Below are 25,932 nucleotides of genomic sequence, written 5' to 3' on the forward strand. Positions count from 1 at the left end.
ATACCATAGATTTGCACATATGCAATTAAGTAGAAACAAGATTCTTATAGGTAGATCTGATAAAGCTGATTTTCCTGAAATAGAATTGGATAATATCGATATAAAAATAGATTCTGGAGCTTACACTTCATCCATCCATTGCTATGAGGTTAACGAAGTTAAAGAAGGCAACTCAACCTTTTTAAAATTAAAGTTTTTAGACAACTCACATCCTCAATACTACAAAAAAGATTTTATCTTTGATGAGTATTCCTCTAAAATTGTAAAAAGTTCTAATGGGATATCTGAGAAAAGATTTCTAATTCATACTAAAATAATCCTATTCAATACTGAATTCCCTATAAACTTAACAATTACAGAACGTTCTGACATGAAATTTCCTGTATTATTAGGCCGGAAATTCTTAAATAAAAAGTTCGTGATAGATACTGCAAAAAAAAATCTATCGTACAAATTAAAAAACAAAAAATAAATGAAGATTGTAATCCTTTCTAGAAATCCAAAATTATATTCCACTCAAAGACTAGTAGAAGCTGCTGAAAAAAGAAAACATGAAGTAATAGTTGTAGACCACTTGAAATGTAATATCGAAATAGAAAAAAAGTCACCAAAAATATTTTACAAAGGAGAATACATCACAGATATTGATGCTATTATACCTAGAATTGGAGCTTCAGTAACCTTTTATGGAACAGCTGTAATCCGTCAGTTTGAAATGATGAAAGTATTTACATCTGTCTCATCTCAAGCATTAACAAGATCTAGAGATAAATTAAGTAGCTTACAAATATTAGCAAGAGCTGGTGTAGGTTTACCTAAAACAGTATTTACAAATTACACCAAAGATGTGGAGCATATTGTAGATTCTGTTGGTGGTGCACCTTTAGTTCTTAAACTTTTAGAAGGTACTCAAGGTTTAGGTGTTGTTTTGGCAGAAACAAAAAATGCGGCAACTTCGGTTTTAGAAGCTTTTAATGGTTTAGGCGCAAGAGTTATTGCTCAACAATTTATTAAAGAAGCAGGTGGTGCAGATATTAGAGCTTTTGTAATAGATGGTAAGGTTGTTGGTGCAATGAAACGTCAAGGTAAAGAAGGTGAATTTCGTTCTAATTTACACAGAGGAGGAAATGCAACTGTAATTGAACTCACAGACGAAGAAGAAAAAACTGCAATAAAAGCAACCAAAGCACTTGGTTTAGGTGTAGCTGGTGTAGATATGTTACAATCCTCTAAAGGGCCTTTGGTTTTAGAAGTAAATTCTTCTCCTGGTTTAGAAGGTATTGAAACTGCTACTGGTAAAAATATTGCCAAAGAAATTATCCGTTATTTAGAAATTCATGTCGAGTAAACCTTTTGTTCTTCTTGGTAAAGAAATTCCTGAAGGAAAACGTACAATTTTAGATCTAGAAGTTGCTAAACTACATACAAGAACTACTGTAAAAGTTCCTGTAATTGTAGAACGATCTCACAACACTGGACCTGTAGTTTTACTTTTAGCAGGTATACATGGTGATGAAACCAATGGTGTTGGTATTGTTAGAGAAATTATCGACTTAAAGATTAACAAACCCAAAAACGGAACTATTATTTGTATTCCTGTTTTTAATATTTTTGGATACTTAATTCAAACAAGAGAATTTCCTGACGGACGTGATTTAAACAGAATGTTTCCAGGTACACAAAATGGTTCTTTGGCTAGCCAATTTGCATATCAGTTTTCAGAAAAAATAGCTCCTTTTGTAGATTATGTAATTGATTTTCATACAGGTGGTGGAGAACGTGATAATATTGCACAAATTCGATGTAATAAAGACGATAAAAAAGGGTTAGAATTGGCTAAAGTTTTTAATCCACCAATGATTGTTTATTCAAATAATATTGTAAAATCGTTACGAGAAACCTTGCATAAAATGGGTAAAACTGTTATCCTTTTTGAAGGCGGAAAATCTAAAGAACTCAACCCTACTATTATTAACGAAGGTGTAAACGGAACTAGAAATGTACTTATTCATTTAGGTTTATTAGAAGGTGATATTACAGTTAGAGCAACACCCATTTTTGTAGAAAAAGCTAAATGGTTAAGAGCTTCAGATTCTGGTATGTTTAAAACAAGAGTTGCAAACGGAAGCTACATAAAAAAGAAAGATGTTTTAGGGGTTATTCAAGATCCTTTTGGTGAGTTTAAAAAGAAAATTTATGCACCTTTTAATGGTCATGTTTTTTGCATAAATAGAACACCAATTGTAAACAAAGGTGATGCATTATTTCATCTAAGTCTAGAAGAATAGTTATTTTTACCAAATGCGAATAGATATTATTTCAGTTGCTCCAGATTTATTAGAAAGTCCGTTTAATCATTCTATTATAAAACGTGCACAACAAAAAGGATTGGCAAAAATTGTTGTACATGATTTGCGTAAATTTGGTTTAGGCAACTACAAACAAATTGACGACACTCAATTTGGTGGTGGAGCTGGCATGGTTTTAATGATAGAACCCATATCAAATTGTATCAAAAAATTACAATCTGAGAGGACTTATGATGAGATTATTTACATGACTCCTGATGCAAAAACTTTAAATCAGTCTACAGCAAACACACTTTCTCTAAAAGGAAATATTTTAATTTTAACTGGGCATTACAAAGGAGTAGATCAGCGTATTCGTGATAAATATATCACCAAAGAAATCTCTATTGGAGATTATGTGTTAACAGGTGGAGAATTGGCTGCTGCTGTTTTAGTTGATGCTGTTGTACGTTTAATTCCTGGTGTTATTGGCGATGAACAATCTGCACTAACAGATTCTTTTCAAGATAATTTATTGTCTCCTCCAGTCTACACAAGACCAGCTGATTTTGAAGGTATGAAAGTTCCAGAAATTTTACTATCTGGTAATTTCCCTAAAATTGAAGATTGGAGAAGTGAAAAAGCCTACAAAAGAACACAAGAAATAAGACCAGATTTACTTAATGATTAAGCTATTCTCAATCATAAAAAAGAACAAAGCAATTTCTTGGGTTTTAGGATTCCAATTGTTTCGCTTGCTCTTACTTCCATTTATGGGTTTAATGCCTCAAGATGCCTATTATTACCTGTATGGCCAAAACCTGTCTTTATCCTATTTTGATCATCCTGGAATGATTGGTTATATCTTAAGAATCTTTTCTGAAGTTTTTGGTCAATCTATTTTTGTAATAAAATTTGCTGATTTTACAATTACATCACTCACCATTCTAAGTTTTTACAAATTGGCTTCCTATTTCTTATCAAAAGAGAAATTACAAAGAGCTTTTGTACTATTGGTTTCAACCATTTTTATTTCGATTTTATCATTCAACTCTACTCCTGATGTTCCTTTATTATTATTCTGGACACTCAGTTTAATATGTCTTTACAAAGCTATTTTTGAAGACAAAAAATGGTTTTGGATTTTAGGCGGAATTGCATTGGGTCTTGCATTCAATAGCAAATACACAGCATTAGTATTACAAATAGGATTGCTGCTATTTCTTCTATTTTCAAATAAATATCGAAAACTATTGATATCTCCTTGGTTATGGATTTGCTTGATTATTTCAGTAGTTGTAACTTTTCCTGTTTGGTATTGGAATTATCAAAACGATTTTGCCTCTTTTGCTTTTCAATCTTCAGAGAGAACAAGTTCTATCACAGAATTTAAAATTTCACCAAACTATTTCTTTGGCGCAATTGGGCATCAACTATTTTTATTGTTACCTGTTTTGTTTCTGATTTTCATCACTTTTACCTTTAAATATCTTAAACGAGCACTTCTAAAATTTAAAATCCCACAAGCCAAAACCTTATTTTTATTGGCATTTTTTGTACCTACTTTTGTTGGTTTTTTTAGCCTCACTCCTATTTATTGGGTAAAATTAAATTGGATGATGCCTTCATACATCACAGGAATCATCTTAGCAGGTATGTTCATCAGTAAAAAATTACTAAAAACTCAAATTATCATTTCAGTTATTATTCATGTATTGGTGAGTTTGCAAGTATTATTTTATTTGGTTCCTATAAAAAGTGATGATACTTGGGTGGGATGGAAAGAATTGGCTATAGAAACAGAAAAATTACAACAGAAATACCCAAATACTTTTGTGTTTTCTGATGATAATTATAAAACATCAGCTTGTTTGAACTTTTTTATGGACGATAAGGTCTACGCACAAAATATCATTGGTATACCAGCGTTACATTTTGATTATCTAGGTGATGATTTAACAAGTTTAACCTCAAAAAACGCCATTTTTATTGACTCTGACAAACGATTTAAGAATATTGACAAAAAAGGAAATCATCCTAAACCATTAGACCATTACTTTGAAATTGTTACAGAATTAGCTCCAATTATTGTGAAATTTAATGATAGAGAAGTTCGTAAATTCTGGGTATTCTATTGTACTAATTATCAAGCTAAAAAATAATCAATATTCCTTTTATCAACTAAAATTTATTATTATTTTTGCACTCGCTAAATTAACCTCTGACGAAAATCGTGAATGTTATTTTAGAAAAAATCTAAAATTTAAAAGATGGAATCTTTAGTAAAATTTGTTCAAGACGAATTTGTAACAAAAAACGAATTACCAGAATTTGCTGCTGGTGATACTATTACAGTATACTACGAAATTAAAGAAGGAAACAAAACTCGTACTCAGTTTTTTAGAGGAGTTGTAATTCAAAAAAGAGGAAGTGGAGCTTCAGAAACTTTTACGATCAGAAAAATGTCTGGTACTATTGGTGTTGAAAGAATCTTTCCAATCAACTTACCTTCTATTCAAAAAATTGAAGTTAATAAAAGAGGTAAAGTACGTAGAGCACGTATTTACTACTTTAGAGGTTTAACTGGTAAGAAAGCTAGAATTACTGAAAAAAGAAGATAATTTCTTTTTTAAAATACATTTAAAAAGCGTTGTGAATTTTCACAACGCTTTTTTTAATTAACAAATGTTAATAACCATGGTTAACATCATGTTGATTCTTAATTAGTTAAAAAGTTTGTAAACTTAAAAATCACTATTATATTTACAATAGAATTTACAAGTTAATTGAACTTATTAGTCTTTAAAAACTTATAATAAATTAAAAGTAAATACATAAAGTAACGTTCTTTACATATTGTTTTATCATAAGGCCAAAGATTGATTTATTTCAAAAAATGAAATTGACACAATTAGATTGATAACCTTGATTTAGATAGGAAACTCTTAATTGAACGTAGACAGTATAAATGAAAGTTTATGAAAACTACCAGAAATTTAAAGTGATACTAACGTGGAATCAAAACTTTAACTTTAATTCATCAAAAGTATTTTTTTGTAGACATATAAGTTGGTATAGAAGTTTAGATAAAACAATCCGAAACATTAATAAAAATTTTAAAAAAGTAGAATGCTAATTTAAAATTAAGGATGTTTCAACAACTGAAATAGTAAAGTAATTTCTTTGTAAGAAAAGAAATATAAAAGGAAACTTTTATTTGATTTTAGCAGCAATGCAAAACAGTACAAAAAACTATTTCAAAGAAGCCATATCACTGCAAGAAATTGTATGATATGGCTTTTATTTTACAATTAATTCACTTTCATATCAATACATTATATTTTTTATCAAATGCTCATAAAAACTACAGAATTAATAACAATTTATCAATAAAAATTTGGTTTTAAATTCATAAATTTGCTCCACTTTTTTTACGAAATGCATTTCGTATTTCAAGTTCATAACTAAAATTAAGTCCAAATGAGCAAAATAGCTAAAATAATATATACGAAGACTGATGAAGCACCTGCTTTAGCAACAAGATCATTCTTACCAATTGTAAAAGCTTTTACAAAATCTTCTAACATAGAAATTGAAGTTAAAGACATTTCTTTAGCTGCAAGAATTCTTGCTAATTTTTCTGATTTCTTAACAGAAGAACAAAAAGTAGAAGATGCATTGGCCATTTTAGGTGACTTAGCAAAACAACCAGAAGCAAATATTATTAAATTACCAAATATTAGTGCATCTGTATCTCAATTAACTGCCGCAATTTCAGAATTACAGTCTCTTGGATATGCCATTCCTGATTTTCCAGAAGACCCAAAATCAGATGAAGAAAAAGCGATTCTTGCACGTTACAATAAAGTAAAAGGTTCTGCTGTAAATCCTGTTTTACGTGAAGGGAATTCAGACAGAAGAGCTCCAAAGGCAATTAAAAATTACGCGCGTAAAAATCCACATTCAATGGGTGAGTGGAAATCTGATTCTAAAACTCATGTAGCCACTATGAGTTCTGGTGATTTTGCAAACAATGAAAAATCAGTTACCATTGATAAGACTACTAGTGTATCAATAAAACATGTTGCAAGTAATGGTACTGAAACAGTTTTAAAAGAATCAATAGACTTGTTAGATGGTGAAATTATTGATGCTACTGTAATGAATAAAAAAGCATTAGTTACTTTCTTAGAAGAACAGGTTACTGATGCAAAAGAAAAAGGTATTTTACTTTCACTGCACATGAAAGGAACAATGATGAAAGTTTCTGACCCAATTATTTTTGGTCATGCAGTTAAAGTTTTTTTCAAAGATTTATTTGAAAAACATGCAGATACTTTTAAGAAGGTAGGAGTAAATGCTAATGTTGGTTTTGCTAATGTATTAAGTAATCTTGACGAACTTTCTGCTGATAAAAAAGCTGAAATTTTAGCAGATATTGATGAAACTTATAAAAATGGACCAGATTTAGCAATGGTAAATTCTGACAAAGGAATTACCAATTTACACGTTCCTTCTGATGTAATTATTGATGCTTCTATGCCTGCAATGATTAGAACTTCAGGAAGAATGTGGAATGCAAATGGAGAGTTACAAGACACCAAAGCAATTATCCCTGATAGTTCTTACGCAGGAATTTACTCAGCTACTATAGACTTTTGTAAAAAAAATGGCGCTTTCGATCCAACAACTATGGGAACTGTTCCTAATGTTGGTTTAATGGCTCAAAAAGCAGAAGAATATGGTTCTCACGATAAAACTTTTGAAATCGAAACTGAAGGAAAAGTTGTTGTGGTTGATGCTAATGGAAACACTTTAATAGAACATACTGTTGAAGAAGGTGATATCTGGAGAATGTGCCAAACCAAAGATTTACCAATTCAAGATTGGGTGAAATTAGCGGTAACTAGAGCAAGAGCTTCTGAAACACCTGCTGTTTTTTGGTTAGATGAGAATAGAGCTCACGATGCAGAAATCATTAAAAAAGTAAATAATTATTTACAAGATCATGATACTTCTGGATTAGACCTTAGAATTTTATCTCCTATAAAAGCTACTGAATTCACGTTAGAAAGAATTGTAAAAGGAGAAGACACAATCTCAGTATCTGGTAATGTTTTACGTGATTACTTAACTGATTTATTTCCTATTTTAGAAGTTGGTACTTCTGCAAAAATGTTATCTATTGTTCCTTTAATGAATGGTGGTGGATTATTTGAAACTGGTGCAGGAGGTTCTGCTCCTAAACATGTTCAGCAATTTTTAGAAGAAAATCATTTACGTTGGGATTCTTTAGGAGAATTTTTAGCATTAGCAGTTTCTTTAGAACATTTAGGAAATACAAATGACAATCCTAAAGCTTTGGTTTTAGCAGAAACTCTAGATGATGCTACAGATAAATTCTTAGACAATGACAAGTCTCCATCAAGAAAAGTTGGTGAAATGGACAACAGAGGAAGTCATTTCTATTTAGCATTGTATTGGGCAGAAGGTTTAGCCAATCAAAATAAAGATGCTGAATTGAAAGCTCAATTCACAAAAATAGCAACTGATTTAAAAGCTAATGAATCTAAAATTATATCAGAATTAAATGAAATACAAGGAAATTCTGTAAACATAGGTGGGTATTATCAACCAAATGATGATTTAGCTGATGCTGCTATGAGACCTAACACTACCTTTAACAAGGTGTTAAGTTAAAAAACTACAATAATTTTCTTAAAATATTAACAAAAAGAGTGCTGTACAGCACTCTTTTTTTGGTTAGATTTGATGCCAACCAAACAATTAACCATACTATGAATAAGAAAAAAATTGCTATCATTCTATTTTCTTCAATTTTAATAATTTATTCTGGATATTATTTTTTTTTTTCTTCTTCAGATGAATCCTCATTATTAACAACAAAAGTAAAGAGAGAAAATTTTACTAGTAAAATTATTACTTCAGGAGAAGCACAGTCTAATAGTTTAAAAAAAATTACTGGTCCATCTACACAACTTACTAAAAATAATATTTACAATGTTAAAATTCAGAGCTTAGTTCCAGAAGGTACTTTTGTAAAAAAAGGAGACTTTGTAGGAAAACTAGATCCATCAGCAGTAAACCAACAAATTAGTGATGGAAGACTTAATTTAGAAAGCGCTATTTCTAGGTTTACACAACAGAAACTTGACACTACTCTTAGTCTAAAACAAGAAAGAACAAGTATTAAAGATTTAGAATTTAGTTTTTCTGAAGCTAGTCTAGAATTAAAACAATCTATTTACGAACCACCATCAACCATAAAAAAATTAGAAAATAAATTAAAAAAAATAACACGAGATTTAAAAGAGAAAAAAGAAAATTACCTCATTAAAAAGCGTCAAGCAAATGCAAAAATGATTATGGTTGGTAATGAAGTTTCTAAAAGAAGAAATAAACTAGATGGATTGATGGAACTCCTTAAATCTTTTACAATCTATTCTGATTCTAATGGTATGTTAACCTATGTAAAAGAATGGAATGGTAATAAGAAAAAAGTGGGTTCTACGATAACTCCTTGGAATCCTTCTATAGCTAATTTACCAGATTTAAGCAAAATGGAATCAAAAACATATGCGAATGAGGTAGATATTAGAAAAGTAAAAAAAGGACTTAAAGTTGAAGTAGGTTTTGATGCTTTTCCTGAATTAAAAATACCTGGTGTGGTTACTAGCGTAGCTAATGTTGGTGAAAGAAAAAGAGGTTCTGATATTAAAGTTTTTCAAGTACTAGTAAAACTTGAAAGCACTAATAAAAATATAAAACCAGGCATGACAACGTCTAACGCAATTATTACTAATGAAAAGAAAGATGTTTTAACGATTCCACTAGAAACAATTTTTTCTAAAGACACTATTAGTTATGTTTATAAAAAGGCTGGTTTTTCTATTTCAAAACAACAAATAGAAATAGGTGATACTAACAATAACATTGCTATTGTAAAAAAAGGACTTAATGAAAATGATATTATTTTTCTTAATAAACCAGAAGGTTATGAAGAAGTAGCAATAACTTCTTTAAAAGAATAATAATATGTTTAATCAAATATTTTTAGAAAAGTTAAAATCTAATTTTAGCGAAGCTATACGTGTTATTTTAACAAATAAAACAAGAACTTTATTAACTTCATTAGGTATTATTTTTGGTGTTGCCGCTGTAATAACTATGCTGGCTATTGGTAAAGGTGCCGAAAAAGAAATTTTAGATCAAATAAAACTTGTTGGTGTAAATAATATTGTAATTACTCCAATAAAAGACAAAAAAACTGAAAATGAAGATGGTGATATTGAAAGTACTGAAACGAATGACAATAATACCAAAACCTTTTCTAAAGGTTTAGATATATTAGATGTAAATAGTATTCAAAAATACATTCCTTCTGTAAAACAAATAAGTCCTGAAATTTTTCTAGACACATACCTTATTAAAAAAGGAAAACAAAGTGCTGTTAAACTAATTGGAGTAAATAACAACTTTTTTTCTACTGCTAATATTACAATAGAAAGTGGTAAAAAATTCTCTAAACAACAAAACTTAAATTCTTTACCTGTGTGTATTATTGGTAAAAATATTGAACGTAAGATTTTTACTGGTGAAAGTGCTATAGGAAAAATGATAAAAGTTAAAGATGTTTGGTTAGAAGTTGTTGGCGTTACCGAAGAAAAGTTTATTTCGGAAAATGCACAAGAGAATTTACACATTCGTAACTTAAATGAAGATATATATATACCTATAAATACTTTTTTAATTAGATATAAAGACAGAAAACAAATTAGAATAACAAAAGGAAATCGAGGTTCATCAAAACAAAAAAATTATCATCAAATAGATAGACTTGTAGTACAAGTTAAAAATACATCAGACTTAAATGCTACATCAGAGGTAATAAGTAGAATGTTAAAAAGAAGACATAATAATAAAATAGACTTTAAAATTTCTATACCTATACAACTCTTAAAACAACAACAAAAAACAAAACAGATTTTTAATATTGTGTTAAGTATAATTGCTGGAATTTCTTTACTAATTGGAGGAATTGGTATCATGAATATTATGCTAGCATCAGTATTAGAAAGAACAAAAGAAATAGGAATTATTAGAGCAATTGGGGCTACTCAAGAAGATGTTATTTTACAATTTTTAACAGAGTCTGTTTTAGTAAGTATTGGAGGTGGAATTATTGGAATTGTTCTTGGCGTAATATCTTCCTATATTTTAGAAATTTCTACAGGTATTGAAACTATTTTATCACTAAGTTCTATTTTACTATCCTTTTTTGTTGCAACACTTATTGGTTTAATTTTTGGTATTGCACCAGCAAAATCTGCAGCTAGTAAAAGCCCTATCGAAGCTATAAGACACGAATAACTATGAAAAAACTAATTATTATATTTTTCTTTATACTATCAATTTCTAATTATAGTCAGCAAAAAATTACTTTAGAAGAAGCTATTGATATAGCTCAAAAAAACTCTCCAGATTATAAATCTTTATTAAATGAAAACCAAGCTAGTTATTGGAGATTTAGAAGATTTAAAGCAGGATTTTTACCTCAGTTACGCTTTGATGCAACATTACCGCAATTTAGAAACTCTGTAAACAGAATTACACTAGATGATGGTTCTGACGATTTTAGAAGATCAAACCAGATAAGGTTTGATGGTAGTTTATCTTTAAATCAAAATATTGCATTAACAGGAGGTACAATATCTGTAAGCTCTCAATTAGAAAGAGTAGATCGTTTTGAACCTACAGAATCTACCGGTTTTGCGGTTATTCCTTTTTCTTTGAATTACAGACAAAACTCTTTATTTTACAATCCTTTTAAATGGCAAAAAAAAATTGAACCATTAATATACGAGGAAGCAAAAAGAGAATTTATCGAGAGAATGGAACAAGTCTCTCTAAATACTAGTAGACGCTATTTCGCATTATTAAAAGCTCAAGTCCAAGCTAGAATTGCAAAATCAAATTTCTCAAATCAAGATACTTTATTTCAGATTTCTAAAGGAAGATTTAAAATGGGTAAAATTGCTGAGAATGATTTACTTCAAATAGAATTATCTGTCTTAAACTCTGAAAATAACCTAATTACGAATCAAATTAATTTAAAAAGAACCTCTCAAAATTTAGCAAGGTATTTAGTGTTAGATACTGAGAACATAGTATTATCAACGCCCAAAGAATTAACCACATTTACTGTAACTGTAAAAAAAGCTTTAGAAGAAGCTAAAGCAAATAGAAAAGCTGTAATTGAATTTAGAAGAAGACGTCTACAAGCTGAACAAAATGTTGCAGAAGTTAAAGGAAACAACAGATTACAAATGAGTTTGAGAGCTAATTTTGGAATTTCACAACAAGGGGATGTCTTTAACAATTTATTTGACAACTTTAATCAACAACAAAGTTTAGTAATTTCATTAGGTATTCCTATTTTAGATTGGGGTGTTTCAAAATCTCGAAGAAAACTTGTCGAAGCCAACAAAGATTTAGAGTTAACAAATATTGAAATCGAGCAGCAAGAGTTTGAACAAGAAATTTATTTACATGTTTTAAACTGGCAAAATCAACGAAACTTTTTAAAAACAGCAAAAAAAGCACAGGAAATAGCCATAAAAAGATACGAAATAACTAAAAAAAGATTTATACTAGGTAAAATTACCATTACAGATTTAAACTTAGCACTTCAAGAAAAAGACAGATCGGTTTTGAGTTATTTAAATTCTCTTGAGAAATTTTGGATAGATTATTATACGTTAAGAAGATTAACTCTATATGATTTTATAAAAAATAAAAAAATAGAAGTAGACGATATAATTTATGATTAACTTCCTTTTTAACGTTTTTTTATCTTTTCACTGAATTTTATAATATTACTTTTGTTTAAGTTAAATTTCAATTAATCAAACAAAAAAAACTCAAAATTTGAAAAAGATAACTATTCTAATTTTACTGCTATCCGCTAGTATTTTTAGTCAAGAAAAATATACCATAAGTGGTACTATTTATGATGATAGTAGTAACGAAACCTTAATAGGTGTTTCTGTTTATTTTCCAGAATTAAACTCAGGAACTACTACAAATGAATACGGTTTTTATTCGATCACAATTCCTGAAGGAACCTACAAAGTTCAGGTTAGTTATTTGGGATTCTCGACCCTATTAGAAACAATTGAACTCAATAAAAAAATCACAAAAAACTTTAAACTTAAAGAAGAAACAGAAAGTTTAGATGAAATTGTAATAGAAAGTAACATTGAAAAACTAAATGTAAGAACACCTCAAATGAGTGTTAATAAATTAACTGCAGCTTCAATAAAACAAATCCCTGTTGTTTTAGGAGAGGCTGATATTATTAAATCAATCATTTTGTTACCTGGTGTAACAAGTGCTGGTGAAGGAGCATCTGGTTTTAATGTTCGTGGTGGAGCAGCTGACCAAAATCTAATTTTATTGGATGAAGCTGTGGTTTTTAACTCCTCTCATTTATTTGGTTTTTTCTCAGTATTTAATCCTGATGTTATTAAAGATATTCGTTTGTATAAAGGAGGAATTCCTGCAAAATACGGAGGAAGATTATCTTCTGTTTTAGACATATACCAAAAAGAAGGAAATAGTAAAGAATTTAAAGCTACTGGTGGTATTGGCTTAATTTCGAGTAGATTATTACTTGAAGGACCAATAAAAGAAGAAAAAATCTCTTTCTTAATTGGTGGTAGATCTTCTTATGCACACTTATTTTTACCACTTTTTGATAATGACAATACTGCATATTTTTATGATTTAAATACCAAGATTAACTATAGAATTAACGATAGAAACAGTTTGTTTTTCTCGGGATATTTTGGAAAAGATGTCTTTGGAATCAGTGAAAATTTTGTCAATACTTACGGAAATCAAGTTGCCAATTTACGATGGAATCATCTTTTTTCTGATAAATTATTCTCTAATTTATCTTTAATTTATTCTGATTATTTTTATGGGTTAACTCTTGATTTTGTGGGTTTTGAATGGGATTCTGGTATTACCAACTACAACTTAAAATACGATTTTAATCACTTTATAAGTGATAAGTTAAAATTGAGTTATGGTATCAATAACATTTACACAAAATTTAATCCTGGTAATATTTTTCCTAATAGAGACGATTCTGGAATTGTAGCTGAAAAATTAATCGACAAATATGCCAATGAATTTGCAGCATACATAGACGCAAAACATAAAATAAGTGATAACCTTAGGTTACAATATGGGATTCGTTTTTCTAACTTTACAAGGTTAGGACAAGATGAATTGAATGTGTATCAGAATAATCAACCTGTAATTTATAATTCTCAATTCAAAGTTTATGAATCTGCTACTCCTGTTGGGACAGAAACTTTTAACAGAAGCGATGCTATTGCTAGTTTTAACAATTTTGAACCCAGAGTTTCTATGTCTTATGTTTTAGATGATAACACATCAGTTAAAGCCAGTTACAATAGAATGGCACAGTATTTACACCTACTTTCTAACACTGCCTCTCCTACTCCATTAGATGTTTGGGCGCCAAGTGGAAGATACATAAAACCACAGTTGTTAAACCAATATGCTGTTGGATATTTCAAATCGCTAAAAGACGGGGATTATTCTCTAGAAACCGAAGTTTTTTACAAAGACATTCAAAATAGAATCGACTATATAAATGGTGCCAATTTGGTTGCTAATAATGAGATTGAAACCGTAATTTTAAATGGACAAGCAAGAGCATATGGGCTTGAAGTTTTACTTAAAAAGAACGAAGGTAAATTAAAAGGGTGGTTAGCTTACACATTATCTAGATCAGAACAACAAACACTTGGTAGCACACCTAATGAACCAGGAATAAATAGAGGAGAATGGTATAGTACTCCTTTTGATAAAACACACGATTTTTCTGTAAACGCAAGCTACGACTTAAATAAAAAATGGAAATTCAATACCAATTTTGTATTTCAAACTGGGCAACCAACAAATTATCCTGTTGGTCAATATGAAATTCAAGGTTTAAACGTTCCTATTTTTGATGAAAATAGAAGAAATGCAGATAGACTTCCAGCCTACCATAGATTAGATATTTCTGCTACTTTAACTCCAAGAAAAAATAAAAATAGAAAATGGCAAGCAGAATGGGTTTTTGGAATTTATAATGTTTATGGACGCCAAAATGCAGCCTCTATAAATTTTAGAGAAAATAGAGAAACAATGAGAAACGAAGCTGTACAAACATCTATATTTGGTCTAGTGCCTTCTGTAACCTATAATTTTAAATTCTAGAAAATGAAAAAGATATATATATTACCTATTTTAATGTGCTTCTTTTTCTCTAATTGTGAAAAAGTTGTAGATATCGATGTTCCCTCAATTCAACCAAAATTAATTGTTGATGCATCTTTTGAAGTCTTGTTTGATGAAACTCCTGTAACCGCAAATACTGTTGTAAAACTTAGATTATCTGCTGATTATTTTGAAGAAACAATTCCAACTGTAACCAATGCAACCGTATTTTTAACAGACTTATCAAACAATACAATTGTTAATTTTTCTGATGGAAATGCTGATGGAAATTATGAACCTTTAAATCCTTTTATCCCTGCTGATAATGTTGATTACGAATTGACAATTATTTACGATAATGAAACTTACAAAGGAATTGCCACTAAAGTTAAGTCAACCCCATTTACAAAAGTAGAACAAGGAGATAAGACATTATTCTCAGGAAATGAAACTGAGCTTAAAATAGATTTTAAAGATCCAGCTAACATAGAAAACTACTATTTATTTAACCTATCAAATAATCTTTTTTTATCTGTAGAGGACAGGTTTTTTGACGGTTCAGATTACAATTTCTCATATTTTTATGATGAAGATGATCTAGAAGTTCCTGCAACTGTAGAGATAAAAATGTCTGGAATCACCAAAGAATATTTTACCTATTTTAGAGTATTGGTAGATCAAAGTGGTCAAAATGCTGGAGGCCCTTTTGAGACTGTTCCATCATCACTTTTAGGAAATATGATCAATACAACAAACGAAAGTAATTTTCCTTTAGGATATTTTCACATTTCAGAAACAGATACATTTACCATTAGTTTGGTTAAAAAAGACTAAAAGCTTCTTTAGAATTCAGCATTCAAAATGCAAGAAAAAATGTATTTTTGAGTGATGAATTTTACAAAAACTACAGAACAAGACTCTCACTACAATCATCTCGAAAAGATGTCTGTAACAGATTTGTTAATCAATATTAATAATGAAGATAAAACCGTTCCTTTAGCAATAGAAAAATCATTACCTCAAATAGAAGCACTTACACATAAAATTGTTCAAAAGCTTAAAGATGGAGGTCGTCTTTTTTATATAGGTGCAGGTACTTCTGGTAGATTAGGTATTGTTGATGCTTCTGAATGTCCACCTACTTTTGGTGTTCCTCATGAATTGGTTGTGGGTTTAATTGCAGGTGGAGATGTTGCTATTCGAAAAGCTGTTGAGTTTGCTGAAGATTCTACACAACAAGGTTGGTTAGATTTACAAGCCCATAACATTTCTCAAAAAGATGTTGTTGTAGGCATTGCTGCTTCTGGCACAACACCTTATGTCATTTCTGCTTTAGAAAAATGCAACAAAAACAATATTATAACTGGTTGCATTACATGTAATAAAAACAGCCCACTTTCTAAGGTTGCTCAATTTCCTATAGAAGTAATTGTTGGTCCTGAGTTTGTTACTGGGAGTTCTAGAATGAAAGCAGGAACTGCTCAAAAACTTGTTTTAAATATGCTCTCTACTGCCACAATGATTCAGTTAGGAAAAGTAAAAGGGAACAAGATGGTTGATATGCAATTATCTAACAATAAATTGGTAGAGAGAGGACAAAAAATGTTAGCTAAAGAACTAAATATCGACTTAAAAAATGCGAGTGAATTATTAGAGAAATTTGGTAATGTTAGAAACGCTATAAAAAACTACAAATAATGAGTACTAACGTCAATTTATTAGGTAAAGGATTAAAAAATTTAGCAATATTAATATTCTTATTTATAGCTTCACCAATTACATTAACTATGGGTTTTAAAGCTTTACAAAAGTTTGACAACACCCCAAAAGTATATTGGTCTTATCTTATTATAGCACTTGCTGGCGTACTCATTATTTTTACAATTTTCTTTGCTTTCAAAACATTTAAAACTCTTTTAAAAGCCTTTTTTAACGATTAAAATGTCAAGTACAGACGGAATTATTGTCATCTTATCTTATCCAGATACAATTGTAAGACCTGCTTATTGGGAAAAATCTAGTAAGATTTGGCCAAAAATTGGTATTGGTGGTAAACATGCTGTTCAAGCTGGTCATGCTGCGCTTTTATTGATAAAAAAAGACGTATCTGAAATTCAATATTTCGATTTTGGAAGATACATTACCAGCTATGGCAATGGGCGTGTAAGGTCTAAAGAAACAGACCCTGAACTCTTAGTTCCTGTTGATGCACAATTTAAAAAAGGTGCACTTTATAATTTAAATGAAATTTTGTTATGGTTAGACAAACATCCAGAAAAAACACATGGAGAAGGAAGGTTAGTTGCTACCATAAACACAAAAATTGATTTTACTAAAGCTTTAGATTACATTCACTCTTTAATTAATCAAAAGGAGATTCCGTATGGCGCCTTTATAAAAAACGGAACTAATTGCGCTCGTTTTGTTACAGATGCAATTGTAAACTCTACTACTGTTCAAAAAATAAGAACTCAATTAAAAACCTCTAACCTTTTTACTCCTAGCCCAATAGGAAATGTAATTAAAGGAACAACTACCAATGTTATTATTGAAGTTAAAAACCAACAAATTGAAGAATACAAAAACAGATCAATTTTAAAAGAATATAAAAAATGTTTCTTAAAAAAAATTGATCATCAACCTAATTTAATTGGCACAGAAAAACCAAATACAACTATTTTTTCATTAGAAAATGCAAGTTGGTTGGGAGGAATTGGAAGTGGTGCTTGGTTTAAAATTAAATCTCAAATTGATTCAAAAACATATTACATTAACAGATATGATGCTAATGGTAAATTAGATTTCGAAGGAGAATTCTGCATTAATCTAAATTCTTTTAATATTGATAAGCAACATAAATTTGTATATCCAACAAATTGCAAAGAAATGTTTGTTGTTCAAAATGAGCAAGAGTATATTTTTAAACGGAACTATTAAACGTCTACTTTTTGGGTGTTGTTGGGTTAAATCCAAAATCTGTATCTGGCAACTCAATTCCTAACTGATAAATAATATAACCTATACTAGCAAAATGATGAATTGTATGGCTATGAGCTTGCATTAAAATAGCGCCTAAAGTATATGCTACAGACTCTACACCTAGTCCCATATCGTCTTGTACTTGAACTATTTTTTTTAAATCGTCTTTTTTAATTTGATGAAGTTCTTTTAAAGTCCTGTCAAAATATTGAAGTCCTAAACTAATCTCTAATTCAGAAGATTTATCTCGATTTCTTTTATTTAAATAAATATTGTTTTGTTCTAAACCATCAAAAACACAAGTGAAAACATCTAAAATATGCCGCATATGACATCCAATACTAGAATAATATGGAGCTACAGAAGCATCTGTATATTGTTTATTAGAAATGGTTTTTAATAAAGAAATTCCTCTTTGTAGGTTTTTTTCAATGGCTTCAATCATATTGTAATCGTAAAACTTCTAAGTCGTTTTAATTCTGCTCAATTTACCAAATCTTATCGATTTTTTTCACATAATTCAAAAATCAATTATAAAAACCTATAAATCAAATAAATACATCCGAAATAATTCATTGAATTTAATCTTATTTTTAAACAGTTTTAGTTTATGGCACGCTCTTTGAAATTATGATAATCAAATGCGGAAGCCGAAAAGCAGTTAGAGTAGGCAAAACCCTTAAAACCATATATTATGAAAAGAGGTTTACTTTTATTACTAGGAATGCTTATCATGGTTTCTTCTGTTGAAGCCAACAATGGCAATAAATTATTAAACAGAATTGGGTTTAATTATTCATATGACAACTCTGTTAATTTCATTGAACGAGGTGTTGAATTCTTTGTATTTACTAATGGAGATTTTGACTTTGATACTAGATTTAGAAATACAAGGGTTCCTATTCGTAGAGATTTTAGAGGAAGAATTCAAAGAGTAGGTAATGTCTTTATTAACTACGATTATTTTGGAAATGTAACTAGAATTGGTAACATATCTATGAGGTATTATAGAGGAAGGTTGACAAATGTTGGTAATTTAAGAGTGAGATATGATAGATGGGGGTATCCTGCATTTTATGGACAAGTGAGAAGTAATTTTTACTATCATAATGGAGTTAGAATTAATCTTAACATAGGTGATATTTGCAATTATAATGATGCTTACTTCTCTGGAAGAGATTTTAGAAGAAACTACTCTAAAATTAGAGAAGACAGAAATTACTATTATTATAGAGCAAACCCAAATGCTAAAATTGGAAAAAGAAGTCAGATTTTAAGGAGAAGAAAACCAGTTGCACAAAGAGTTGAAAAAAGAATTCCGAACAGAAGAGAGAATAACTCTTATAGAAAAAACGATACAAAAGACAGAAACAGGTCAACTTCTAATAATAGAATTAGAAATATAGATCCTAATAGAAGAGGAACTAAATCATCAAGAAAATCTGATACTAATATCAGCAGTAAAAAAGTAACTACTCGAAGAAGTAGCAATAGAAAAGCTGATGTAAAAAAAGACTCAAAAAGAAAAGTTACCTCTAAAAAAAGTAGAAGAAATTAAAAAAACAGGTATTTATACGTGTTTTTATTTCAGAGTAGTTTTTTAAATTTGTAATGTAAAATTTTTTGAATTTGAAAAAGCTTTATAACTTAAATTGTGATAGAGTAAAGTAGAAGTTAAAAGCCTCATTTCTAGTAGAAATGAGGCTTTTTAATTATTATTGTTTTTTAAAGAGTGATTATCTAATCAACTTTTTATATTTAATACGTTTTGGCATTAAATCTCCACCTAAGCGTTTTTTCTTGTTTTCTTCGTAATCAGAAAAGGAACCTTCAAAGAAATACACTTGACTATCTCCTTCAAAAGCTAATATATGCGTACAAATTCTATCTAAAAACCATCTATCGTGAGAAATTACAACTGCACATCCAGCAAAGTTTTCTAAACCTTCTTCTAGTGCTCTTAAAGTATTTACATCTAAATCGTTGGTGGGCTCATCTAATAACAAAACGTTTCCTTCTTCTTTTAACGTCATTGCCAAATGCAAACGGTTACGCTCTCCACCAGAAAGCGTAGACACTTTTTTGTTTTGCTCGCTTCCAGAGAAATTAAAACGACTCAAATAAGCTCTAGAGTTTACCTGTCTGCCTCCCATCATCACTAAATCTTGACCATCTGAAAAATTTTGCCAAATGGTTTTTTCTGGATCAATATTTGAGTGAGATTGATCTACGTAAGCAATTTTAGCAGTTTCTCCAACTGTAAAACTTCCTTTATCAGGAGTTTCTTCTCCCATAATCATTTTAAAAATTGTGGTTTTACCAGCTCCATTTGGACCAATAATTCCAACAATTCCTGCTTGTGGCAGGTTAAAGTTTAAATCTTCGTACAACAACTTGTCTCCAAAAGCTTTAGAAACTCCAGTTGCTTCAATTACGTTTGTTCCTAACCTTGGACCGTTAGGAATATAAATTTCCAGTTTTGCATCAACTTGCTTCTGGTCTTGACTCATCAATTTCTCGTAGTTCTTCAAACGTGCTTTTTGTTTTGTTTGACGACCTTTAGCTCCTTGACGAACCCAATCTAACTCTCGTTCTAAAGTTTTCTGACGTTTAGAAGCTGTTTTGCTTTCTTGCGCCAATCGTTGTGATTTTTGATCTAACCAAGAAGAGTAATTTCCTTTCCAAGGAATACCTTCTCCTCTATCCAATTCTAAAATCCAACCTGCAACATTATCTAAAAAATATCTATCATGCGTTACTGCAATTACAGTACCTTTATATTGCGCCAAATGATGTTCTAACCAATGTACAGATTCTGCATCTAAATGGTTGGTAGGCTCATCTAACAATAAAATTTCAGGTTCTTGCAACAGTAATCTACATAATGCTACTCTACGTTTTTCTCCACCAGAAAGTACTCCAATTTTCTTATCAGAATCTGGAGTTCTTAGAGCATCCATTGCAATTTCTAGTTTAGTATCTAATTCCCAAGCATTAGCTGCATCAATTTTATCTTGCAATTCAGCTTGTTGGTTCATTAGTTTTTCCATTTTATCTGCATCAGAATAGACTTCTTCTAAACCAAACATATCGTTGATTTTGTTGTATTCATCTAAAATGGCCACTGTTTCTGCAACGCCTTCTTTAACTACCTCTAAAACTGTTTTTTCTGGATCTAGTTGTGGTTCTTGTTCTAAATATCCTACTTTATAGCCTGGAGAAAAAGTAACATCACCTTGAAAATTCTTTTCTACACCCGCTATAATTTTTAACAATGTGGATTTACCAGAACCATTTAAACCTAAAATTCCGATTTTTGCTCCGTAAAAGAAACTTAAATATATATCTTTTAAAACTTGTTTTCCTGTAGATTGATAGGTTTTAGAAACCTTATTCATCGAAAAGATGACCTTTTTATCATCACTCATAAATATGCTGTATTAAATTTTAAACTGAAAACTGATACTAAAATGCTATAAACTTATTTTAGACTCTACCTTTTAATGCATTAAAAACCCAAGCTATTGCAAAGAAACCAGCTCCTACTGCAGCAAATCCCCAACCTGCAACATCATCATATCTAAATGCACCTAAAGCTATTAAACCTAATCCTACAATAATCATAATAAACGTTGCCCAAGCGAGCACCGTATTTTTATTCATTCCCATATTTCTTAATAGTTAGTTATACTACAAATATGAGAAAAAATAAGGAGATTTTCTATAATTTAGCAGCCAATCTTGTACCTTGATTTATAGCTCTTTTGGCATCTAACTCACTTGCAAAATCTGCGCCACCAATTACATGAACATTTTTGCCTAAATCTAATAAAGGTTGATACAATTCTTTAAACGGAGTTTGGCCTGCACAAATAACAACGTTATCTACCTCTAAAACTTTTGTCTCATTATTTTGAGTGTAATGCAAACCTTGGTCGTCAATTTTTTGATAAGATACTTCTCCAATAAATTGTACTTTTTTCTTTTTTAAAGTTGATCTATGAATCCAACCTGTGGTTTTACCTAAATTGCCACCAAATTTACCAGCACTTCTTTTAAACATAAAAATTTCTCTTGGTGATGGATGATAATTAGGTTTTACACCTTCAATTCCTGCTCTTGCTTTTAAAGATTTGTCAATTCCCCATTCTTGCAACCAAGCATCAATATTTTTTGATGTTGATTCACCTTCGTGAGATAAATATTCTGAAACATCAAAACCAATACCACCTGCACCAATTACAGCAACACGTTTACCAACTGTTTTTTTATGTTTTAAAACATCAATATAACTTAGTACTTTTTGGTGATTAATTCCTTCAATATTTAGTTCTCTAGGTTTAATGCCTGTAGCAATTACAATTTCATCAAAATCAGATTTTTCTAAATCTGCAACACTCACTTTTGTGTTTAATTTGAGGGTTACCTTATGAATTTCAATTTGTTTGTTAAAATATCTAATGGTTTCATAAAACTCCTCTTTACCAGGAATTTGTTTTGCCATATTAAACTGACCACCAATTTCTGATGCAGCATCAAACAAAGTAACAACATGACCTCTTTCTGCAGCAATAGTAGCAGCAGCTAAACCTGCAGGTCCAGCACCAACAACTGCAATTTTCTTTTGATTTGTTGTTGGATGATAATTTAATTCTGTTTCATGGCAAGCTCTTGGGTTTACCAAACAACTAGCTACTTTTTGTTGAAAAACATGATCTAAACACGCTTGATTACAGCCAATACAAGTATTTATTTCATCTGCTCTTTCTTCTTTTGCTTTATGTACCCATTCTGGATCAGCCAAAAAAGGACGAGCCATAGAAACCATATCTGCATCTCCTTCTGCTAAAACTTTTTCGGCAGTTTCTGGCATATTAATTCTGTTAGAAGTAATTAACGGAATTTTAATTTCTGCTTTCATTTTTTTGGTTACCCAAGTAAATGCTGCTCTTGGAACTGAAGTAGAAATTGTGGGAATTCTAGCTTCGTGCCAACCAATACCTGTATTAATAATTGTTGCACCAGCTTTTTCTATTTCTTTACCTAATTGTACAATTTCTTCCCAAGAACTTCCTTGTTCTACCAAATCTAACATAGAAAGTCTGTAAATAATAATAAACTTTTCACCTACAACTTTTCTTGTTTGTTTTACCAATTCAATAGGAAAACGCATTCTATTTTCATAATCTCCACCCCATTTATCTGTACGTTTGTTGGTTCTTTTTGTTATAAATTGATTGATTAAATAGCCTTCTGAACCCATAATTTCTACTCCATCATAACCTGCTATTTTTGATAATTTTGCAGAATTTACAAAATCTTTAATCGTTCTTTGGATGCCAGATTCTTTTAATTTAAAAGGTGTAAACCTATTAATGGGTGCTTTTATTTTTGAAGGCGCTACATTAAAAGGGTGATATCCATATCTACCTGCATGTAAAATTTGCATACAAATTTTACCTCCAGCTTCATGCACTGCTTTTGTTATTTTCTGATGATGTTTTGCATGCTTTTTAGTAGACATTCTTGCTGCAAATGGCCCTGTCCAACCTTGTATGTTTGGTGCTATACCACCTGTAACAATTAAGCCTACTCCACCTTTAGCACGTTCTGCATAGTAAGCTGCAATTCTATCTATACCATTTTTTTCTTCTTCTAAACCTGTATGCATAGAACCCATTAAAATTCTATTTTTTAAGGTTGTAAAACCTAAATCTAAGGGTTGGAAAATGTGTGGATATTTCATAAAAACCGTATTAAATTTATTATGCATGCATAATACTTGCAAGATATGTTTATTTTTTGGGATTAAAAAAAATTGCCCCAAATTCACGAATTATTATCATTCATAAACTTGGGGCAATTGTATAAACAGGTAAATGTTTATAAAACCTGTTGGTAAAATTAAATCACAGGAACATCTATAACCAATAATTTACTGTTTTTTGTTGCTTTTACAGCTACTTTGTCTGTTTCTGTAATCCCAACAGCATCTCTATGTTCTAAAGTTTCATCAGCAACTTCTACCTCACCATCAATTAAGAAAAAATAGGCACCATTTTTTAGTTGGTATTCGGTTTCAAAACCTTCTTCTAAATCAATCATAGAAATATATCCTTGTTGATGAATAGGCAATGAACCTTCTACTTGTTTATCTCTTGGTGAAACCAAGGTTTGAAACTTGTTTTTTCTACCATCTTCATCAAACACTTTTTGATCATAATAAGGGGTTACTTCCTCTTTTTCTGGTATAATCCAAAGTTGTAAAAAGTTACTTTCAGCAGTTTTACTATCGTTAAATTCTGAGTGTGTAATACCAGTTCCTGCACTCATCACTTGTACTTCACCAACTTCAATAGCACGTTTGTTTCCCATACTATCTTTGTGTGACAAAGGTCCTGTAATTGGTATCGAAATAATTTCCATATTTCTATGAGGATGTGTGCCAAAACCCATTTTAGGTTGTACAACATCATCATTTAATACTCTTAACATCCCAAAATTCATTCTTTCTGGGTTTTGATAACTAGCAAAACTGAATGTATGATATGATTTTAACCATCCATGATTTGCGAATCCTCTTGTGCTTGCTTTGTGAATTGTCTTATTCATCATAAACTTTTTTATGACCTTGAATTTGATTCAAGGTTTTTTAAATATAAAATTATTCTTTTTAGATTCCTGTTTTCACAGGAATGACAAATTAGTGTTTTCTAAAATTTTATTTTAGAAAGCATTTTTTCAATACAAATACCCCATTTTTCCTTGTTGATAATCGCGCATTGCTTCTAAAATTTCTGTCTGCGTATTCATCACATAAGGGCCATATTGGGTTACTTTTTCTTTAATAGGTGCTCCTGATAAAATTAAAATCGAACTTTCTTTTTGGGCTTTAAATTTTATAGTATTTCCATCTTGATGGAAAGTTGCCATTTGATGTGCTCCTTTTTGTAAAACCTCTGTATCATTTATTAAAATCTCACCATCTAACAAATAAATTAAAGATTGATGATTTTCTGGAATTTCTATTTCAATCTGTCCATTTTCCTCAGCATTTGCTGTAAAAACATTAACTGATGTTTGTGTTTTTATTTGACCAAATACGTCATCTTGATTTCCAGCAATGATATTTAACTGTACCTTTTGATCTTTAGAAATTATTTTAGGAATTTCTTCATCTTCTAAATGTTGATAATTAGGTGTTATCATTTTGTCTTTTGCAGGCAAGTTTAGCCAAAGTTGAATTCCTTCTAAATCGCCCCCTTTTTTTACAAACTCTTTGGTGGGTGCTTCTGCATGAATAATTCCACGACCAGCAGTTGTCCATTGCACTCCACCAGCTTTTACAACCATTTCATTACCCAAAGAATCTCTGTGAAATTGTTCGCCCTTAAACAATAGTGTTATGGGTTCAAAACCTCTGTGAGGATGTGCACCTAGATCAAAAGGATTGTTAAATTCTGAAATTGCATAAGGTCCATAATGATGTAATAACAAAAATGGATCTACATTCTCTATTCCATGTGTAGGCAGAGGCTGACGCAAACGTATTGACCCCATATTTACTAACGGGCTTAGTACAGAATGTTGAATTGTTTTATATGTTTTCATTTTGTGTTCATTTATTTTCCAGGGAAAATATTATTGTAAATTTTTTTATCTAATTTTATCTAATAAATTACTTAAAGTTTCTGCTTCTTTATCAGTTAAATTATCTAAAAAAGATAGGTTTTTATTTTCATCGATAGTTGATAATAAAACTAAACCTTGATTGGTAATTTTTACATACACCACTCTTCTATCATGTTCGCAACGTTCTCTTTCTATTAGGTCTTTGTCACACAACTTATCCATTAGACGAGTTGCATTAGGTGCTCTTTCAATCATTCTATCTTTAACAATTTGCACTTTAGTTCTCTCTTTTGCACCTCTTAAAATCCTTAAGATATTGTATTGTTGTGGTGAAATTCCGTAAGGTTTGAAAAACTCGTTTTCTTTACTATTTAACCAATTCGATGTGTATTTTATATTGATTAAAGCTTTTACTTTGTTGCTAATGAAACTTGATTTGATATCTTTAGAAATGTCACCCATTGCTATGCTCTTAACTTTAAATCTTGCATTATTTTATTAAACTCTTCTGTTGTTGGAGTTAAATATACTTCGTCATCCACAAATAAAGTGGGATATTTTGCGATACCATTATACAGTTCTTTACTGTGCTCTCTCGCCTCTACATCTTTTGAAATATCTTTGTATGTATATGGTTCATCAATCGAGTTTAAAAAATTTTTAAATGCAACTGTATATGCATGACCTTGTTTTCCGTATAGAACGATTTTCATAA

The 25,932-nt window shown here is 30.3% G+C and carries 24 protein-coding genes; 16 read left to right on the top strand and 8 right to left on the bottom strand.

Going from position 1 to position 25,932, the window contains the following annotated elements; translation table 11 throughout:
• Positions 1 to 19: 19 nt before the first annotated feature.
• From FP421_RS12680 to FP421_RS12750, 15 genes are all read left to right on the top strand, one after another.
• The gene (locus FP421_RS12680) at positions 20 to 472 is read left to right on the top strand and encodes an ATP-dependent zinc protease family protein (RefSeq protein ID WP_159951200.1); all 453 of its coding nucleotides are present in this window, start codon (positions 20 to 22) and stop codon (positions 470 to 472) included.
• Entirely contained in the window at positions 473 to 1,348 is an 876-nt protein-coding gene (gene rimK, locus FP421_RS12685) for a 30S ribosomal protein S6--L-glutamate ligase (RefSeq protein ID WP_159951202.1), read from the top strand.
• Entirely contained in the window at positions 1,338 to 2,288 is a 951-nt protein-coding gene (locus tag FP421_RS12690; protein ID WP_159951204.1) for a succinylglutamate desuccinylase/aspartoacylase family protein, read from the top strand. The genes rimK and FP421_RS12690 overlap by 11 nt, the downstream gene beginning before the upstream one ends.
• A 13-nt stretch (positions 2,289 to 2,301) precedes the next feature.
• Positions 2,302 to 2,979, top strand: a complete 678-nt coding sequence (gene trmD, locus FP421_RS12695; RefSeq protein ID WP_159951206.1) for a tRNA (guanosine(37)-N1)-methyltransferase TrmD — start codon at positions 2,302 to 2,304, stop codon at positions 2,977 to 2,979.
• The gene (locus FP421_RS12700) at positions 2,972 to 4,450 is read left to right on the top strand and encodes a glycosyltransferase family 39 protein (RefSeq protein ID WP_159951208.1); all 1,479 of its coding nucleotides are present in this window, start codon (positions 2,972 to 2,974) and stop codon (positions 4,448 to 4,450) included. The genes trmD and FP421_RS12700 overlap by 8 nt, the downstream gene beginning before the upstream one ends.
• 108 nt (positions 4,451 to 4,558) lie before the next feature.
• A complete protein-coding gene (gene rplS / locus FP421_RS12705; protein ID WP_159951210.1) occupies positions 4,559 to 4,909 on the top strand; it encodes a 50S ribosomal protein L19 in 351 nt (116 codons plus the stop codon).
• Between the two features lie 859 nt (positions 4,910 to 5,768).
• Entirely contained in the window at positions 5,769 to 7,988 is a 2,220-nt protein-coding gene (locus FP421_RS12710) for an NADP-dependent isocitrate dehydrogenase (protein ID WP_159951212.1), read from the top strand.
• Between the two features lie 98 nt (positions 7,989 to 8,086).
• Positions 8,087 to 9,340 (top strand): efflux RND transporter periplasmic adaptor subunit, encoded by a 1,254-nt coding sequence (locus FP421_RS12715; protein ID WP_159951214.1) that lies wholly within the window; start codon positions 8,087 to 8,089, stop codon positions 9,338 to 9,340.
• A 4-nt stretch (positions 9,341 to 9,344) separates the two neighbouring features.
• The gene (locus FP421_RS12720; RefSeq protein ID WP_159951216.1) at positions 9,345 to 10,679 is read left to right on the top strand and encodes an ABC transporter permease; all 1,335 of its coding nucleotides are present in this window, start codon (positions 9,345 to 9,347) and stop codon (positions 10,677 to 10,679) included.
• A gap of 2 nt (positions 10,680 to 10,681) precedes the next feature.
• A complete protein-coding gene (locus FP421_RS12725; RefSeq protein ID WP_159951218.1) occupies positions 10,682 to 12,139 on the top strand; it encodes a TolC family protein in 1,458 nt (485 codons plus the stop codon).
• Positions 12,140 to 12,236: 97 nt separating this feature from the next.
• Positions 12,237 to 14,606, top strand: a complete 2,370-nt coding sequence (locus FP421_RS12730; protein WP_159951220.1) for a TonB-dependent receptor — start codon at positions 12,237 to 12,239, stop codon at positions 14,604 to 14,606.
• 3 nt (positions 14,607 to 14,609) lie between these two features.
• Positions 14,610 to 15,440 carry a DUF4249 family protein gene (locus FP421_RS12735; RefSeq protein WP_159951222.1) on the top strand — a complete coding sequence of 277 codons (831 nt, stop codon included), beginning with the start codon at positions 14,610 to 14,612 and terminating at the stop codon, positions 15,438 to 15,440.
• 54 nt (positions 15,441 to 15,494) lie between these two features.
• Positions 15,495 to 16,304 carry an N-acetylmuramic acid 6-phosphate etherase gene (gene murQ / locus FP421_RS12740; RefSeq protein ID WP_159951224.1) on the top strand — a complete coding sequence of 270 codons (810 nt, stop codon included), beginning with the start codon at positions 15,495 to 15,497 and terminating at the stop codon, positions 16,302 to 16,304.
• Positions 16,304 to 16,546, top strand: a complete 243-nt coding sequence (locus FP421_RS12745; protein WP_159951226.1) for a DUF6095 family protein — start codon at positions 16,304 to 16,306, stop codon at positions 16,544 to 16,546. Before murQ ends, FP421_RS12745 begins: the two co-directional genes overlap by 1 nt.
• A 1-nt stretch (position 16,547) precedes the next feature.
• The gene (locus tag FP421_RS12750; protein ID WP_159951228.1) at positions 16,548 to 17,543 is read left to right on the top strand and encodes a DUF6695 family protein; all 996 of its coding nucleotides are present in this window, start codon (positions 16,548 to 16,550) and stop codon (positions 17,541 to 17,543) included.
• A 4-nt stretch (positions 17,544 to 17,547) separates the two neighbouring features.
• On the opposite strand, the gene FP421_RS12755 is transcribed toward FP421_RS12750, so the two are convergent.
• Positions 17,548 to 18,030, bottom strand: a complete 483-nt coding sequence (locus tag FP421_RS12755; RefSeq protein ID WP_159951230.1) for a DinB family protein — start codon at positions 18,028 to 18,030, stop codon at positions 17,548 to 17,550.
• Positions 18,031 to 18,279: 249 nt separating this feature from the next.
• Here FP421_RS12755 and FP421_RS12760 point away from each other — a divergent pair, with 249 nt between their 5' ends.
• A complete protein-coding gene (locus FP421_RS12760; RefSeq protein WP_159951232.1) occupies positions 18,280 to 19,143 on the top strand; it encodes a hypothetical protein in 864 nt (287 codons plus the stop codon).
• 178 nt (positions 19,144 to 19,321) lie between these two features.
• On the opposite strand, the gene ettA is transcribed toward FP421_RS12760, so the two are convergent.
• The 7 genes from ettA to FP421_RS12795 all read right to left on the bottom strand — a co-directional run bounded on the left by ettA (position 19,322) and on the right by FP421_RS12795 (position 25,930).
• Positions 19,322 to 21,013: an energy-dependent translational throttle protein EttA gene (gene ettA, locus FP421_RS12765; RefSeq protein ID WP_159951234.1), complete on the bottom strand. Its 1,692-nt coding sequence runs from the start codon at positions 21,011 to 21,013 to the stop codon at positions 19,322 to 19,324.
• 58 nt (positions 21,014 to 21,071) lie between these two features.
• Positions 21,072 to 21,254, bottom strand: a complete 183-nt coding sequence (locus FP421_RS12770; RefSeq protein WP_159951236.1) for a CAL67264 family membrane protein — start codon at positions 21,252 to 21,254, stop codon at positions 21,072 to 21,074.
• Between the two features lie 52 nt (positions 21,255 to 21,306).
• Positions 21,307 to 23,331: an NADPH-dependent 2,4-dienoyl-CoA reductase gene (locus FP421_RS12775; RefSeq protein ID WP_159951238.1), complete on the bottom strand. Its 2,025-nt coding sequence runs from the start codon at positions 23,329 to 23,331 to the stop codon at positions 21,307 to 21,309.
• Between the two features lie 158 nt (positions 23,332 to 23,489).
• Positions 23,490 to 24,197, bottom strand: a complete 708-nt coding sequence (locus FP421_RS12780) for a pirin family protein (RefSeq protein ID WP_159951724.1) — start codon at positions 24,195 to 24,197, stop codon at positions 23,490 to 23,492.
• Between the two features lie 129 nt (positions 24,198 to 24,326).
• Positions 24,327 to 25,196, bottom strand: a complete 870-nt coding sequence (locus FP421_RS12785; RefSeq protein ID WP_159951240.1) for a pirin family protein — start codon at positions 25,194 to 25,196, stop codon at positions 24,327 to 24,329.
• Between the two features lie 45 nt (positions 25,197 to 25,241).
• Positions 25,242 to 25,679 (bottom strand): MarR family winged helix-turn-helix transcriptional regulator, encoded by a 438-nt coding sequence (locus tag FP421_RS12790; RefSeq protein ID WP_159951242.1) that lies wholly within the window; start codon positions 25,677 to 25,679, stop codon positions 25,242 to 25,244.
• A 2-nt stretch (positions 25,680 to 25,681) separates the two neighbouring features.
• Positions 25,682 to 25,930, bottom strand: a complete 249-nt coding sequence (locus tag FP421_RS12795; RefSeq protein ID WP_159951244.1) for a glutaredoxin family protein — start codon at positions 25,928 to 25,930, stop codon at positions 25,682 to 25,684.
• Between the last annotated feature and the right edge of the window lie 2 nt (positions 25,931 to 25,932).

The sequence above is a fragment of the Polaribacter septentrionalilitoris genome (assembly GCF_009832745.1).
GTDB lineage: Bacteria > Bacteroidota > Bacteroidia > Flavobacteriales > Flavobacteriaceae > Polaribacter > Polaribacter septentrionalilitoris.